The following is a 14,337-nucleotide window of genomic DNA, read 5'->3' as shown; positions in this document are numbered from 1 at the left end:
GCGCCGGAGGTCACGGGTGACGGGGCTGACGGCGGGGTCAGGAGGACGGGGCGAAGCCGCGCTCGGCCATCCAGCCGGTGATGACGCCGATGGCTTCGGCCAGCTGGGGACGCTGGTCCGCTCCGGCGTAGTAGTGCGTGGCGCCCTTGACGATGTGCAGGGTCTTGTCCGGGTGGCCGACCGCGTCGAAGAGACGCTGGGTGTGGCTCGGGGTGCACGCGTCGTCGGCGCTGTTGCCGATCACCAGGGCCGGGATCCGAAGGTCGGCGGCGCACTTCACGCCGTCGCCGTTGGCGTCGTCGTAGCTCCACTGGGAGAGCCAGCCGCGCAGGGTGTTGAACCGGGCCAGGCCGACCGGGCCGTTGTTGACGACCTTGGGGTCGCCCAGGTAGCAGCCCGGGGCGCGGTCGCTGGGGTCGACGGCGGGGTCGAGCCAGCGCGGGTCGGCCATCGTGCCGTGCACCACGAAGCCGCGCTCTTCCAACTCGCGTCCGGATTCACGCAGTTCGGCGAGCTGCGTCTTCACCCAGGCGGTGATCCTGCGGTTGCGGGCGATCTGCGCGGCCCGGTAGCGCTCGACGAACTCCGCGGTGTACGGCGGCTGGTTCGGGTTCTTGGGGTCGTACAGGTCGAGTTCGGGGTCGCGGACGTCGGGGTCGGTCTCGTCCAGGATCGAGGCGTCCAGCCACTCGGTCATGGTGCCGTGCCTGCTGACGTGCGCGGCGAGCAGCATGATGCCGTCGGCGGGGGTCAGGTCGCAGCGGGTGAGGTCCGGCGCGTCGCCGGCCGGGGTGGCGGTGACCGTCGGGTTCTGCGCCTGCTGCTGGTAGTACAGCGACAGCGAGCCGCCACCGCTCCAGCCGGCCAGCACGACCTTGGCGTAGCCGAGCCGCTCGCGGGCGTCGCGCACGCACGCCCCGAGGTCCTGGACCACCTTCTCCATGATCAGGGCGTTGTCGACGCCCCGGTAGCGGCTGCCGCAGTAGATGACGTGGTGGCCGGCGCGGGCCAGGCCGTTCATCATCGGGAGGTAGGCGCCGCCGCCGATCGGGTGCATGAACACGATGACGGTGTCGGACTCGACCTCCTTCGGCTTCAGGAGGTAGCTCTCCAGGGCGACCATCTCGCTCGGTCCGCCGTAGGTGTCGCGGTAGGCCGAGGTGTCCTCGAACATCACCAGGTAGGGGATGCGGTCGTAGGCGTGCTTCTTGGCTTCCGTGCTCATATCTGGATCTCCGGGTCTGCGGGGCCCGCTTCGGCCGCCGCGGTGAGGACCGCCTCGCTGGGCACCAGCCGCCGCCGGGTGTCGACGGCGATGATCTTCCATTCGACCCGGGTTTCCCTGTCGAAGCGGCGCCGGGAGCGTTCGCGGGCCTTTTCCGGGGCGCCGTGGTGCGTGCCCTGGGGAGCGTGCGAGATGAGGCCGGGCGGCAGGTCGATACCGAAGACGCTGCCGCCGTGGAAGAAGGCGATCTCGTCGAAGTCGACGTTGCGGTGGTACCACGGGTAGCGCTCGGTCCCCGGCACGCTCTCGGCGGCCCTGGGCAGGAAGTTCATCACGTACACGCCGGTGGCCTGCATGAACAGGTGCACGGTGGGCGGCAGGTGCACGCTCTCGGAGGTGATCACGTTGTAGTCGTCGATGTTGAAGGTGAAGGGGAAGTTGTCGCCCCGCCAGCCTTCGGCGTCGCACGGGTCGTGCGGGTAGAAGATCGAGGTCTGCTGACCGGAGTGGTACAGCCGTACCTCGTACTCGTCGCGCCCGTCGTCCTCGACCACGGCGGCCTCGGGAATCACTACGAGCGCGCTGTCGAAGGGGAAGTGCCGGCCGAGCACGCCCGCCGGCGGGACGCGGAACTCGTCCACCGCCTCGACGACCAGCACGCAGCTGCCGCCCTCGTCGGGGACCTGGCGGTACGTGGTCGCCTTGGGGAGGTACACGTAGTCGCCGGGCCGGTAGGCGAGCGAGCCGAACTCGGTGACGAAGGTTCCGGTGCCCTGGTGGACGAAGTGCAGCTCGTCGCCGTCGACGTTGCGTACGTAGAACGGCATGGGCTCGGCGCGCATGCTCAGCGAGATCCGGCAGTCGGCGTTGCTGAACATCAGCAGCGGCGCGCCGCTCGGGTCGTCCTTGTCGGTGGGGGTCAGCGCGTTCGCGGCGATGTCGACGCCGGTGAGCGGTCCCACGCTGCGGTACCGGGTGGGGTCGTGACGTCGGTAGAGGTGCGCCGTGCGGCCCTCGAACCCGCCACGGCCGAGCTCGTCGTCCTTGAGACCTTCGAGGTCCGCGTGGATCCTGCGGGGCGTCGTGCCTTTCCGCAGGTGGGTGAATGACTCCACTTACCGCTCCCGTCTTGGTCCGGGGCGCCGGATGTTCTGGCATCCGGCGCCCCGGTACCGATCCGCCGTACCGACTGATCGGTACAGTAATCTGGTCAGGTGTTCCCGTCAATGGTGTGCTGGGTCACCGCCGGCCGCGCCTCGGGCGGATACGGACCGGCTTTCCCGTCAATGGCCGGAGGCCGCCAGGCGCGCGTTCAGCGGGCCCGGGTCGACGTATTCCTCGATCCGGCGAATGTGCCGGTCGTCGCAGAAGACCCGGAGCATGGCGGGCATGCGTATTCCCTCGCACCGGCCGCCGAGTTCGACGACATGCTGCTGTACGAATCCGTCGTCCAGAACCGTCCGCCGCACGTCCACGTAACGCAGCGGGCCGGCCTTGGCGGCGAGCCAGGAGAGCAGCCGCAGGCTTTCCGCGCGCGTCTGTTCCACGTCGTCGTAGTTGTGCCAGACGGCCACGTCCGGGCTGTACAGCGCGTCCAGTTCCGTGAGATCCCCACGGGAGACCGCGGCGAAGAACCGGTCGGCGAGGGCGGAGACGCCCGCGCTCATGCCTGCTCGCCCTCCGGCTCGCCGGTGGGGCCGTAGTTGAGGGCCAGACCGGGGCGCGGCCAGTCCACCTTGACGAGCTGTCCGGTGCTGGCCATGGTGATGTAGGCGGTCCGCAGGCCCTCGCCGCCCCAGCAGATGTTGGTCAGGCCCGGGTCGTTGTCGACGTCGATGTCGACGAACTCCACCAGTTCGCCCTCCGGGCTGACCACGGAGATGCCGGTGTGAACCATCGACGCCACGCAGAGGTTGCCGTCGGCCTCGATGCCGAGCCCGTCGAAGTTCGTGTGGTCGGGCGCGGTGTACAGGAAGTTGCCGCCGCCGGAGCCGCCCATGGACAGGCCGCCCTTGATCTCGCCCGGCGCGGTGATCTCCCACCACCACACACGCGCGGTGAAGGTCTCGTTGACGTACAGCCGCGTGCCGTCGGGCGAGAGGCCGATGCCGTTGGGGCCGTCCATCCCGCCGGTGAGGAGCTTGATCGAGGTCCCGTCGGCGGTCGCGTAGAACAGCCGCCCCTTGTCGCCCGTGACCCCGTCGCTCTTGCCGTAGTCGGTGAAGTAGAAGCCGCCGTGGGCGTCGAAGACCAGGTCACTTGCGCTGCGCAGCTGCTGCCCGTCGCACTCGGTGTAGAGCGTCTCCACGGAACCGTCCGTGAGGTCGACCGCCTGGACGCTGCCGGTGACGTAGTCCGGGGCTATGCCGACGGCCCAGGTGAAGCCGGCGACCTCGAAGCCCATCATGCCGCCGTTGTTGGTGACGTAGACCCGGCCGTCGGGGCCGAGGGCCGCGCCGTTGGGGCCGCCGCCCAGCTCGGCCACCACCGACGTGGTGCCGTCCGGGGTGACCCGGGTCAGCTTTCCGCCGAGGACCTCGACGACGAGCACGTCACCGTTCGGGAGCGCGACCGGCCCCTCGGGGAACTTCAGTCCGGTGGCGAGAGTGGTGACATTCATTTGCTTTCCCTTTCGCGGGATGTTCTGTCCAGCAGATGTCGTCTCTTGTTTCCGTCGGGCCTTCAGCGCAGTGCCAGGCCCGGCCGCGGCCATTCCGCCTTCAGCAGTTTTCCGGTGCTGGATGCGGTGATGAACGCGGTGCTCAGATGCTTTCCTCCCCAGCAGATATTGGTGATTCCGGGGTCGTCGCCGACATTGATGTCGACGAATTCCACGAGGTGGCCCTTCGGGCTCACCACGGAGATGCCCGCGTGGATCATCGACGCCACGCAGACGTTCCCCCCGGCCTCGACGCCGAGCGAGTCGAAGTTCGTGTAGTCCGGCGCCGTGTACAGGAAGTTGCCGCCGCCGGAACCGGCCAGCGACAGCCCGCCCTTGATGACTCCGGGGGCCGTGACCTCCCACCACCAGACCCGCGCGGTGTACGTCTCGGAGACGTAGAGCCGCTTGCCGTCCGGCGAGAGCCCGATGCCGTTCGGGCCGTCCATCCCGTCGGCCACCTTGCGGATCGACGTGCCGTCGGCGGTGGCGTAGAAGAGCCGCCCCCGGTCGACGGTGGTCGTGCCGGTCTTGCCGTAGTCGGTGAAGTAGAAGCCGCCGTGGGCGTCGAAGACGAGGTCGTTCGGGCCGCGCAGCCGCTGTCCGTCGGCCTCGGTGTAGAGCGTCCGCACCGAGCCGTCGGTGAGGTCGACCGCCTGGATGCTGCCGGTGACGTAAGCGGCGGGTGTGCCTCCGGCGAAGGTGAAGCCGCCGACCTCGAAGCCGTTCAGGCCACCGTTGTTGGTGACGTAGACCCGGCCGTCGGGGCCCAGGGCCGCGCCGTTGGGGCCGCCGCCCAGCTCGGCCACCACCGACGTGGTGCCGTCCGGGGTGACCCGGGTCAGCTTTCCGCCGAGGACCTCGACGACGAGCACGTCACCGTTCGGGAGCGCGACCGGCCCCTCGGGGAACCTCAGCCCGGTCGCGAGGACGGTCACCTTCGGCTTCCGGCGCCGGACCGGCCGGCCGGAGGCCGCCGCCGCGGCCGCCGGGCCGAGCACCGCCGCGCCCGAGGCGCCCGCGGTCACCGCTGTCATCCGTCCGATCAGCGACCGGCGCGAGAGGGCTCTACGCGCCGGCGGTATGTCCTGACCGGACTCCGCGGGCTCTCCGGTTCGTTCCATGCCTGCCGTCCTTTCGGTGAATCTCCTGGTGAACGTGTCACTGGTTCCGCCGTCCGGCCCGGGGGCACTCCCCCGGGCCGCTCCCGGACCAGTGGTCACTCGCGGCGGAGACGACTCCCCCGGCACGAGGTACGGGGTACGAGGTACGAAGGTCACTCCCCGGTGGCGAACCGGTCCCGCAGGTCGTTCTTGCGGATCTTGCCGCTGACCGTCTTCGGCAGGTTGTCCGCGAAGAACACCGCGCGCGGCTGCTTGTACGAGGCGAGCCGGCTCCGGCACTGCGCCACGATGTCGTCCTCCGAGACCTCCTGGCCCTCCCTCCGGACCACCACGGCGGCCACCTTCTCGCCCCAGACCGGGTCCGGAAGGCCGATGACCGCCGCCTCCGCGACGCCCGGGTGCTCGTAGAGGGCGTTCTCGACCTCGCTGGAGTACACGTTCTCGCCGCCGGAGATGATCATGTCCTTGGCCCGGTCGACGATGTAGAGGAAGCCCTCCTCGTCCTTGCGGGCGAGGTCACCGGTGTGGAACCAGCCGCCGGCCCAGGCCTCTTCGGTCGCCCGCGGATTCCCGTGGTACCCGACGGTGACCTGGTCGCCCTGGACGACGATCTCGCCGATCTCGCCGATCTCGCAGTCCTCGCCGTCGGGCCGCACCACACGCACGTCCACCAGCGCCATCGGCTTGCCGACCGCGTCGAGCAGGTGCACCTCGCCGTTGGCGGCCCGGATGTGGGCCTCCTTGTCGAGGGTCAGCATGTTCCCGCCCAGCTCGGTCATGCCCATACCCGCGTACACGATCGGGCCGAACCGCTCGATCGTCCGCCGCAGCACGTCGACGGGGATCTTGGAGGCGCCGTAGCCCATCCACTCCAGACTGCTGAGGTCGTACTCGTCGATCTTGGGGTGGGCGAGCAGCATCGACATCATCGTCGGGGCGAAGCCGCCACTGGTGACCCGGTGCTCCTGGACGAGCCGCATCCACTGCTCCGGGTCCCATCCGGACATCATCAGCACGGAGCCGCCGTTGAACTGGTGCATCGGCGTGAGGTAGCCGGCGACGTGGCACAGCGGCATCGCGTTCAGATAGCTGGTGTCCGGCGTGGGCTCGTAGGCGAGCACCGACTGGATCAGCGCGGTGTTGATGTTGCGGTGGGTGAGCTGGGCGCCCTTGGGGAATCCGGTGGTGCCGCTGGTGTAGAGCAGCCAGGCGACCTCGTCGTCGCCGACGCGCACCTCGGGCTCGGTCGGCCGCCCCTCGGCGACGAGGTCCTCGTAACTGCGCGCGTCCGGCCGGGACTCGCCGATCACGATGAAGTGCTCGACCGTCTCCAGTTCACCGCGGTGCTCTTCGAGCGCCTCCAGGTAGCGCTGCTCGACCAGGACGACCCGGGCACCGGAGTTGTTGAGGATCCACACCCATTCCTTCGGGTGCAGACGGTAGTTGAGCATGGTCAGCGTCATGCCCACGGCGGGGACGCCGTAGTAGGCCTCGACGTACTCGGGGTTGTTCTCGGACAGGATCGCGATCCGGTCGCCCCGCGCGGCGATGCCGAGGAGCGCGTTCGCGAGGCGCATCGCCCGCTCGTACAGCTCGGCATAGGTGCGGGAGCCCGAACCGTCCGCCATGACGAGCGCGTTCTTGTCCGGTGTCCGCATCGCGTTGCGACGCAGCACGTCACTGATCAGCATGGCGTTCTTCCTCCTGTGCGGTCGATGACCGAGCCGGCGGTGCGGTCCTGGCACACGACCACGCGCCTCTCGACGAATCCGGTGATCTGCTGGTGGGTGTAGCCCGCCGCGCGCAGCACGTCGGCGGAGTCCCGGCCCGGTGCGGCGGGGGGACGCGGTGCCGCGGTCCGGGTGCGGCTGAAGCGGGGGGCGGCGGCGGGATGCACCACCCCCTCGATGTCCAGGAACGTGCCGCGCGCACGGTTGTGCGGGTGGCCGGCGACCTCGTCGAGCGAGAGGACCGGGGTGACGCAGGCGTCGACATCCTCGAACACCGCCATCCATTCGGCACGTGACCTGGCGGCGAACGCCTCGGCGATGCACTCCTTCATCGCATCCCAGCGCCCGGGGTCCAGCCGGCTTCCGGCCGCCCTCGGGTCGTCGGCGACGCCGAGCGTCTCCAGGAGGCGGTCGAAGAAGTGCCGCTCGGCGGCTCCGACGGCCACGTACTCCCCGTCGGCACAGCGGTAGGTGCCGTAGAAGGGCGCACCCGAGTCGAGCGTGTTGGTGCCGCGTTCCGTGTTCCAGGTACCGGCGGCCCGCATCCCGAGCATCGTCGACAGCGGCACGGCCGCTCCGTCGACGATGCCCGCGTCCACGACCTGCCCGGCGCCCGACAGGCGGGCCTCCAGCAGCGCGCAGACGATCCCGTAGGCCAGCAGCATCCCGCCGCTGCCCTCGCCGACCAGGTTCACCGGCGGTACGGGCGGCTGCCCGGCGAGGCCGACGGGGTGCAGCGCTCCGGCGACCGAGATGAAGTTGATGTCGTGCCCGGCACGGCCCGAGAGCGGGCCCTGCTGCCCCCATCCGGTCATCCGCCCGTACACCAGGCGCGGGTTGCGGGCCCGGCACTCGTCCGGCCCGATGCCGAGCCGTTCGGCGACGCCCGGACGGAAGCCTTCGACCAACGCGTCGGCGGTCCCGGCGAGACGGAGCACGATCTCCGCGCCCTCGGGGGACTTCAGGTCCACGGCCACCGAGAGGCGGCTGCGCTCGGGGATCCGGAACCGGGGGTCGTCCATCCCGGGCGACTGCTCAATGGCGTCCACCCGGTCGACCCGGATCACCTCGGCGCCCATGTCCGCCAGCAGCATCGCGGCGAACGGAGCGGGGCCGACCCCGGCGATCTCCACCACCCGAACCCCGTCGAGAGGCCCGCTCATGACCACCTCCAGTCGTCGTACCTCGTTGTACCGTCCGGTCGGTACAGGCATGAAAGCACAGCGTCCTCCGGTTCGTACAGACCTGAATCACTACTGCCGCGGAAGGCGCCTCACGGCTTCGTCCCGAGTGGGCCATGGCGGATGAATCCGCTGGTCAACGGCTCGTACGGGCCATCGGCACGGCTGCGGACAGCGCGTGGGACCGGGCCCTCGGCTCCCCCTCCGGACGGCATGCCGGAGCAGGCCCCGGCACCCCTGGGGCCGTACGCCGGAGCAGGCCCGGCACCATCCCGAGGCGCGCCGGGCCCGTCGCTCACCGTCGGGCGGTCGCGCCCGGCGGGTGCCGCTCCCGCGCGCCCCGCCGGCCCGGGGAACGACACGCGTTCCCGGTCGCTCCTCCTGCTACTGGCTGTCCTTGTGCCGGCTCAGGGACGCCCGCGCGGACAGCACGTGCGCCGTCATGACCGACTGCGCCCACATCCCGTCCCGGGCGGTGAGCGCGTCGACCAGCTCACGGTGCTGGCGCAGGCTGCGCTCCATCTCCTCCGGGGAGTAGTTGTGGAACGTGTGCCGCACGAGGGAGATCTCGATGACCCCGGACAGGATCCCGGGGAGCAGCGCGTTGCCGGCCGCCCGGTGCAGCGTGCGGTGGAAGCGCATGTTGAGTTCGGTGATGCGGTCGTCGGCGTCGTCGCCCCCGCCGCGCGCCGCCTCGTCCATGGCGTCGCACAGCGCGCGCAGTTCCTCGCGCTCGGCCTCCGAGGCGTCGCGCTCCGCCGCACGTCGCGCGGCGTAACCCTCCAGCAGCGCCCGCAGGCTGAAGACGTCGTCGAGATCGGCGGCGTCGAATCCGGTGACCTGCGCGCCGCGGTTGGGGTGCAGGGTGATGAGCCCGTCGGCCTCCAGCCGGCGCAGCGCCTCGCGTACGGGAGTGCGGCTCACCTCGTAGGCGGTCGCGATGTTCTCCTCACGCAGCCACGCGCCGGACGGGTGGGATCCGGTCAGGATGCTTCTGCGCAGGTCCTCGTAGACCCTCACCGACGGCTTCGTCATCGTTTCCGCTCCCGGTACGGCGCCATGACCAGGGCGCGACCGGATACCGGTGCGCGACCGTCCTGTCGGGTCATCGCGCGGGCGCGGGGAACCGTCCGGCACGCAGCAGCTGTCCCGGCAGCGGCCTGCCGAGGACCTCCGTGATCCACGCTGCGGTGGACAACAGCGCGTCGAGATCGATGCCGGTGTCCACGCCCTGCCCTTCGAGCAGGTAGACGAGGTCCTCGGTGGCGATATTACCGGTCGCCTTCGGCGCGAAGGGGCAGCCGCCGATGCCCGCGACGGAACTGTCCAGGACCGACACGCCGGCTTCCACGCCCGCGTAGGCGTTGGCGTATCCGGTGTTGCGCGTGTTGTGCAGATGCAGGCCGAGCGGGATGCCGAGCCCCGCCGCGCCGGTGAGCAGCCGGGTCACCTGCCGGGGAACCCCGACGCCGATGGTGTCGGCGAAGACGAGTTCGTCGGCGCCGGTGGCGGCGACCCGTTCGGCGATGGCCAGCACCCGGCCGGGATCGACGGCTCCCTCGAACGGGCAGCCGAACGACGCGGCCAGCGTCACGCTGGCCCGGCGGCCGTCCGCGTGGGCCGCCGCGACGATGTCGGCCGCTTCCGCGATCGACTGTTCGACGGTGCGGCCCTGGTTGCGCTCGTTGAAGGTCTCGGTGACGCAGAAGGCCATACGGGCCTCGGTGCACCGGGTCTCCGCGAGCCGGGTGTAGCCGCGCCGGTTGAGGACCAGCGCCGCGAGACCGACGCCGTCTGCGGGTTCCACCGCGGCGCAGACCTCTTCCGCCCCCGCCATCTGCGGCACGCGGGCGGGATTGACGAAGCTGGCGATCTCGATGCGGCCGACGCCGGTGGCGGACAGCCGGTCGACGAAGTCCGCGCGCTGTCGCGGGCTCAGGTGTTCGGGTTCGTTCTGAAGTCCGTCACGCGGACCCACTTCACAGATTCTGACGCTCACGGGGGTGTCTCCTCTCCTTGCCCGGGACTGCGGCCGACGTGCTAGATGACGCCCTGCTCGTGCAGGAGGGCGCGGGCCGCGGCGTCGAGGCCGAGGATTCCGCCGTACACCTCGTCGTTGTGCTGCCCCAGTTCCGGGCCGAGCGTCTGCACCGCGCCGGGCGTCCCGGACAGCCTGGGGGCGACGTTCTGCATCGGGAACGAGCCCAGCTTGTCGTGCATCAGCCGGACGATCGTCTTCCTGGCCTCGAAGTGCGGGTCGGCGAACATGTCCTGCGCGGTGTAGGTCAGTCCGGCCGGCACCCCGCTCTCGTGCAGCAGGTCGAGCAGCGCTTCGGAGTCCTGCTCCCGGGTCCACTCGGACACCAGCTTGTCGAGCTCGGCCTGGTGCTCACCGCGGGCGGCGTGCGTCCCGAACCGCTCGTCGGTCCCCCACTCCGGCTTGCCCATCAGTTCGGCCAGCCGGTTGAACACCGTGTCCCGGTTGGCGGCGATGAGGACGGCCGAGCCGTCGCGGGTCGGATACACGTTGCTGGGCGAGACGCCCGGCAGCACCGACCCGGTGCGCTCGCGCCGCGATCCGCCGATCTCCCATTCCGGAAGGATCGACTCCATCATCGCCAGTACGGCCTCGTAGATCGCGGAGTCGACGACCTGACCCCTCCCGGTGTGCTCACGGGAGAACAGGGCCATCACGGTGCCGAGCGCGGCGAACGTGCCGGCGAGCGAGTCGCCGATCGAGATGCCCGTGCGGCTGGGTGCCCGGTCGGGCTCGCCGGTGATGTGGCGCAGGCCGCCCATCGCCTCGCCGATGGAGCCGAATCCGGCGCGCCGGGAGTAGGGACCGTCCTGGCCGTAGCCGGTGACCCGGGTGACCACGAGCCGCGGGTTGAGCTCGGCGAGTTCCGCGGGTCCGAGTCCCCATCGCTCCAGGGTGCCCGGCCGGAAGTTCTCGATGAACACGTCGGCCGTCGCGAGCAGGTCCCGCAGCAACTGCTGTCCTTCGGGCCTGCGGAGGTCGCAGGTGATCGACTTCTTGTTGCGGGCGATGATCGGCCAGGTCAGGGAGAGGCCCTGCGGGAGGTTGCTCCCCCACTGGCGCATCGGGTCGCCGTGGCCGGGATCCTCCGCCTTGATCACTTCGGCCCCGAAGTCGCCGAGCAGCTGTCCGCAGAACGGCCCCGCGATGAGCGAGCCCGTCTCGACGACCCGCACCCCCGCCAATGGCCCTTGGGCAGCCGCCTGCCGGCGGTCGCTCTGCTGGTCGTCAGCCATGGGATGTCCACCTCTCGCCCACATCACGCACATCGAGCAACCGTCGCCGACTTGTACACAACTTCGGTTGCCGATCGAGGCCTCGTTGCCTCTATGCAGGCACCATAGCCGCACCTCGCCCGAATGGACACGACCGATTGTGTGCAATCTCGCGAGTTGGACACCGGCTCTAGGCACCAGGGACCACCGGCGGGCCGAAGGCCGGGGGCACCGGCACCCGCGCGGAGGAGATCCACCCCGGGGGCAAGATGAGGCCAGGCGGGGGGGGGCGGGGGCATGCGGCGGCGGCCCCGGACTGGGGGGTCCCGCGCACCGGGGCAGCCGAGGCGTCACACCGTCAGAAGTGAGTCCGGGCGGCGCCCGGTGCGGTCCGGCCACCCTGCGCCTGACGTCCGGCCCCTGGGGTACGGGCTTCCGGCGCCCGGCATCGGGCGTCCGGCATCGGGCGTCCGGCGTCCAGCTGCGGCACTGATCCGCCCGTGGTCGTCCGCTCGCCTCAAGGGCGGTGGCGGCGCGCCGCGCCCCGCGTCGGCCGGGTACGGCTGCTCAACGGGAGCCGGACGCACCCTCCACCGGCCTGGTACGGCTCAACGGGAGCCGGACCTCGTCGGCACTCAGATCCGCGCGTCCTCGACCGGGAAGGGCACCGCGCACGGACGCAGGACCATGAGCGGATCCTCCGAGGTCGCCACCATGGCGAACGGGAACCGGTCGAGCTCCAGGCAGAGTGCGACGTCATCGGGATGGACGCCCTGGCGCACCCCCGTCGCCAGCTCGTCGGCGGCGCGGGACTCGCCGGCACGGCGGAGGAACCCGGCCGCGTCGGTACCGGCCCCGGCGGCCCTCCCGGCGATGTACTGAGCGCACGCCAGATCCTCATCGGCGCGGCCGTCCTCGCCGGTGACCACGAACGTGACGCCGTCGCACCGGCGGGCCCGCAGGATCCGCGCGGTCGCCTCGGCCACCACGAAGCCGGCGCACAGCACCAGCGACGCGTCCTTGACCGCGAGGGCGCCGACCGTCCCCGCCGTGGTCTTCTGGACGACGGTCCGTCCGCCGAGGTCGACGGACCGCAGCAGACCCGGCGAGTTGACGAGGTCGAAGCCGGGGGCGGGCGGACCGTCCTTGAGCGCCACCCAGTCCGGGTGGCGGGCCTTGAGCGCCAGGGCCTCGGCGAGCGACTCCGCGAGAACGATCTTTTCCGCCCCGCGGCCGAATGCCCAGGCGGCCACCGTGCAGGCACGCATGACGTCGACCACGACCGCCACGGACGGGGTTTCGGCCAGTTCGGCGATGCCGAGGAAGCGGGCGTCCATCGCGTCATGATCGCGCAGACCCGGCCCGGAGCGCCGGGAGAGTGACCCGCATCACATCGATGGCCCTGGGGCCGAATCCCGGGCTCGATGGGCGGCAGTCGGCTGCATCCGGCGACAGCCACGCCCCCGGAACAGGCGACGGCCGGACCCCGGAACAACGGAAAGGCCGTTCCCGCGTCGGCGGAAACGGCCTGCGACCTGCGTTTCAGCAAGTCGGGACGACAGGATTTGAACCTGCGACCCCTTGACCCCCAGTCAAGTGCGCTACCAAGCTGCGCCACGTCCCGGTGCCTTCACCCGCGGTGACCCGCGTGATCGTGCGAACAGAACTTTACCCCACGCCGGGGGCTGCTCCGCAGGGGGAGCGGGCGCGCGACAATCGGCGTATGACCGGGACATCTGAGACGCGGCGGGCCGGCGGACGCGACCGGGACGCCGAGGGACGGGCGCGGAACGCCCGGCCCCGTGACGGACTGGGGCGCCCGCTGCCGTACGGCGCGGCCGGTGTCGAGCGGGCGCCGGAGGGCGTCGTGCGCCGACCCGAGGACACGGTCGCCGAGGCGCAGACGCTGCTGGACGCGGGCAGGCCGTTCCACGCGCACGAGGTCTTCGAGGACGCCTGGAAGTCCGGGCCCACGGACGAGCGCGGGCTCTGGCGGGGGCTGGCCCAGCTCGCCGTGGGGCTCACCCACGCGGCCCGGGGCAACGTGACGGGCGGCGCACGGCTGCTGCGGCGCGGGGCCGGAGCGGTCGAGGAGTGGACGTCGGCGACCGGACGGCCGCGGCCCCACGGCCTGGACCTCGCGGACATCACCGGCTGGGCACGGGAGTTGGCGGCCGTCGTGGAACGCGACGGCCGGCCGGTCGACCCGGCACGGGTGTCACCACGGCTGCGCGGCCGGGCCGCCTGACGAAGGCGCGCCCCGCCCATGGGTGCCGGGGTCCGGCCGGTGCGTCCACTGTCAGTGGCGTGGGGCAGACTCTCGGTGTGCGAAAGATTCATGTCATCGGCATCGGAGCGGGCGACCCCGATCAACTCACGCTTCAGGCGGTCAAGGCGCTGAGGAGCACGGACGTGTTCTTCATCCTGGACAAGGGCGAGGTGAAGTCGGACCTCGTCCAGTTGCGCCGCGACATCCTCGACGCGCACATACCCGAGGGGGCGTACCGCCTGGTCGAGGCCCGTGACCCGGACCGGGACCGGACGGCGGGCGGCTCGGCGTACTCGCCGGCCGTCGGGGACTGGCGCAGCGCCCGCGCCGCGATCTACGAACAGCTCATCACCGAGGAGCTGGGCGAGGACGAGAGCGGCGCTTTCCTGGTGTGGGGCGATCCCGCTCTGTACGACAGCACGCTCGGCATCCTGGAGGAGATCCTGGACCGGGGCGCGGTGGCGTTCTCGTACGACGTCGTGCCCGGGATCAGCAGTGTCTCGGCGCTCGTCGCCCGGCACCGCACGGGACTGAACCGGGTCGCCCGGCCGGTGCAGATCACCACCGGGCGGCGCCTCGCCGAGGGCTTCCCGGAGGGGGTGGACGACGTGGTCGTGATGCTCGACGCCCATCAGACGTTCCGGCAGTACACGGACGAGGACATCGACATCTACTGGGGCGCCTACATCGGCACGCCCGACGAGATCCTCGCCTCCGGGCCGCTCGCCGAGACGGCTCCCCGTATCGAGCGGTTGCGCGCCGAGGCCCGGGAGCGCAAGGGATGGATCATGGACACCTATCTGCTGCGCAGGAACCCGGGAGGGTAGAGCGTCCGGCCGGCCCGTACGCCGGGCGGGTCGCCCCGCATGCACGGGGAGCCCACCGGTGTGAGGGTGA

The 14,337-nt window shown here is 71.1% G+C and carries 13 protein-coding genes and 1 tRNA gene; 2 read left to right on the top strand and 12 right to left on the bottom strand.

Annotated features, from left to right (window positions below):
• Positions 1-37 precede the first annotated feature (37 nt).
• From OG485_RS36475 to OG485_RS36420, 12 genes are all read right to left on the bottom strand, one after another.
• Positions 38-1,225 carry an alpha/beta hydrolase gene (locus OG485_RS36475; RefSeq protein WP_328672800.1) on the bottom strand — a complete coding sequence of 396 codons (1,188 nt, stop codon included), beginning with the start codon at positions 1,223-1,225 and terminating at the stop codon, positions 38-40.
• Positions 1,222-2,340, bottom strand: coding sequence for a homogentisate 1,2-dioxygenase (locus OG485_RS36470; RefSeq protein WP_328672799.1), 1,119 nt, complete (start codon positions 2,338-2,340; stop codon positions 1,222-1,224). Before OG485_RS36470 ends, OG485_RS36475 begins: the two co-directional genes overlap by 4 nt.
• Positions 2,341-2,508: 168 nt before the next feature.
• Positions 2,509-2,892, bottom strand: a complete 384-nt coding sequence (locus OG485_RS36465; RefSeq protein WP_328672798.1) for a nuclear transport factor 2 family protein — start codon at positions 2,890-2,892, stop codon at positions 2,509-2,511.
• Positions 2,889-3,845, bottom strand: coding sequence for an SMP-30/gluconolactonase/LRE family protein (locus tag OG485_RS36460; protein ID WP_328672797.1), 957 nt, complete (start codon positions 3,843-3,845; stop codon positions 2,889-2,891). The genes OG485_RS36465 and OG485_RS36460 overlap by 4 nt, the downstream gene beginning before the upstream one ends.
• Before the next feature lie 62 nt (positions 3,846-3,907).
• Entirely contained in the window at positions 3,908-5,008 is a 1,101-nt protein-coding gene (locus OG485_RS36455) for an SMP-30/gluconolactonase/LRE family protein (RefSeq protein WP_328672796.1), read from the bottom strand.
• Between the two features lie 152 nt (positions 5,009-5,160).
• Positions 5,161-6,699, bottom strand: coding sequence for a class I adenylate-forming enzyme family protein (locus OG485_RS36450; protein ID WP_328672795.1), 1,539 nt, complete (start codon positions 6,697-6,699; stop codon positions 5,161-5,163).
• Complete coding sequence (locus tag OG485_RS36445) at positions 6,693-7,952, bottom strand: CaiB/BaiF CoA transferase family protein (RefSeq protein WP_328672794.1); 1,260 nt, start codon at positions 7,950-7,952, stop codon at positions 6,693-6,695. The genes OG485_RS36450 and OG485_RS36445 overlap by 7 nt, the downstream gene beginning before the upstream one ends.
• 351 nt (positions 7,953-8,303) lie before the next feature.
• The gene (locus OG485_RS36440) at positions 8,304-8,954 is read right to left on the bottom strand and encodes a GntR family transcriptional regulator (protein WP_328672793.1); all 651 of its coding nucleotides are present in this window, start codon (positions 8,952-8,954) and stop codon (positions 8,304-8,306) included.
• 70 nt (positions 8,955-9,024) lie between these two features.
• Positions 9,025-9,918, bottom strand: a complete 894-nt coding sequence (locus OG485_RS36435) for a hydroxymethylglutaryl-CoA lyase (protein WP_328672792.1) — start codon at positions 9,916-9,918, stop codon at positions 9,025-9,027.
• 41 nt (positions 9,919-9,959) lie between these two features.
• Entirely contained in the window at positions 9,960-11,192 is a 1,233-nt protein-coding gene (locus tag OG485_RS36430; protein ID WP_328672791.1) for a CaiB/BaiF CoA transferase family protein, read from the bottom strand.
• 614 nt (positions 11,193-11,806) lie between these two features.
• Positions 11,807-12,508: a 2-phosphosulfolactate phosphatase gene (locus tag OG485_RS36425; protein WP_328672790.1), complete on the bottom strand. Its 702-nt coding sequence runs from the start codon at positions 12,506-12,508 to the stop codon at positions 11,807-11,809.
• Between the two features lie 213 nt (positions 12,509-12,721).
• A tRNA-Pro gene (locus tag OG485_RS36420) sits at positions 12,722-12,795 on the bottom strand.
• A 99-nt stretch (positions 12,796-12,894) separates the two neighbouring features.
• On the opposite strand from OG485_RS36420, the gene OG485_RS36415 reads away from it, so the two are divergent.
• Positions 12,895-13,419 (top strand): DUF309 domain-containing protein, encoded by a 525-nt coding sequence (locus OG485_RS36415; RefSeq protein WP_328672789.1) that lies wholly within the window; start codon positions 12,895-12,897, stop codon positions 13,417-13,419.
• A gap of 77 nt (positions 13,420-13,496) precedes the next feature.
• Positions 13,497-14,267, top strand: coding sequence for a precorrin-6A synthase (deacetylating) (gene cobF, locus OG485_RS36410; protein WP_328672788.1), 771 nt, complete (start codon positions 13,497-13,499; stop codon positions 14,265-14,267).
• The last annotated feature ends 70 nt before the right edge of the window (positions 14,268-14,337 follow it).

The sequence above is a fragment of the Streptomyces sp. NBC_00328 genome (assembly GCF_036139655.1).
GTDB lineage: Bacteria > Actinomycetota > Actinomycetes > Streptomycetales > Streptomycetaceae > Streptomyces.
The sequence above is the reverse complement of the archived record's forward strand: the minus strand, read 5'-3'. Positions and strand labels throughout refer to the sequence as shown.

Excerpts from the sequence above, each read along its gene's own strand:
- OG485_RS36475 (WP_328672800.1), bottom strand. The coding sequence starts at position 1,225 with ATGAGCACGGAAGCCAAGAAGCACGCCTACGACCGCATCCCCTACCTG.
- OG485_RS36465 (WP_328672798.1), bottom strand. The coding sequence starts at position 2,892 with ATGAGCGCGGGCGTCTCCGCCCTCGCCGACCGGTTCTTCGCCGCGGTC.
- OG485_RS36460 (WP_328672797.1), bottom strand. The coding sequence starts at position 3,845 with ATGAATGTCACCACTCTCGCCACCGGACTGAAGTTCCCCGAGGGGCCG.
- OG485_RS36455 (WP_328672796.1), bottom strand. The coding sequence starts at position 5,008 with ATGGAACGAACCGGAGAGCCCGCGGAGTCCGGTCAGGACATACCGCCG.
- OG485_RS36450 (WP_328672795.1), bottom strand. The coding sequence starts at position 6,699 with ATGCTGATCAGTGACGTGCTGCGTCGCAACGCGATGCGGACACCGGAC.
- OG485_RS36445 (WP_328672794.1), bottom strand. The coding sequence starts at position 7,952 with ATGCCTGTACCGACCGGACGGTACAACGAGGTACGACGACTGGAGGTG.
- OG485_RS36440 (WP_328672793.1), bottom strand. The coding sequence starts at position 8,954 with ATGACGAAGCCGTCGGTGAGGGTCTACGAGGACCTGCGCAGAAGCATC.
- OG485_RS36430 (WP_328672791.1), bottom strand. The coding sequence starts at position 11,192 with ATGGCTGACGACCAGCAGAGCGACCGCCGGCAGGCGGCTGCCCAAGGG.
- OG485_RS36425 (WP_328672790.1), bottom strand. The coding sequence starts at position 12,508 with ATGGACGCCCGCTTCCTCGGCATCGCCGAACTGGCCGAAACCCCGTCC.
- OG485_RS36415 (WP_328672789.1), top strand. The coding sequence starts at position 12,895 with ATGACCGGGACATCTGAGACGCGGCGGGCCGGCGGACGCGACCGGGAC.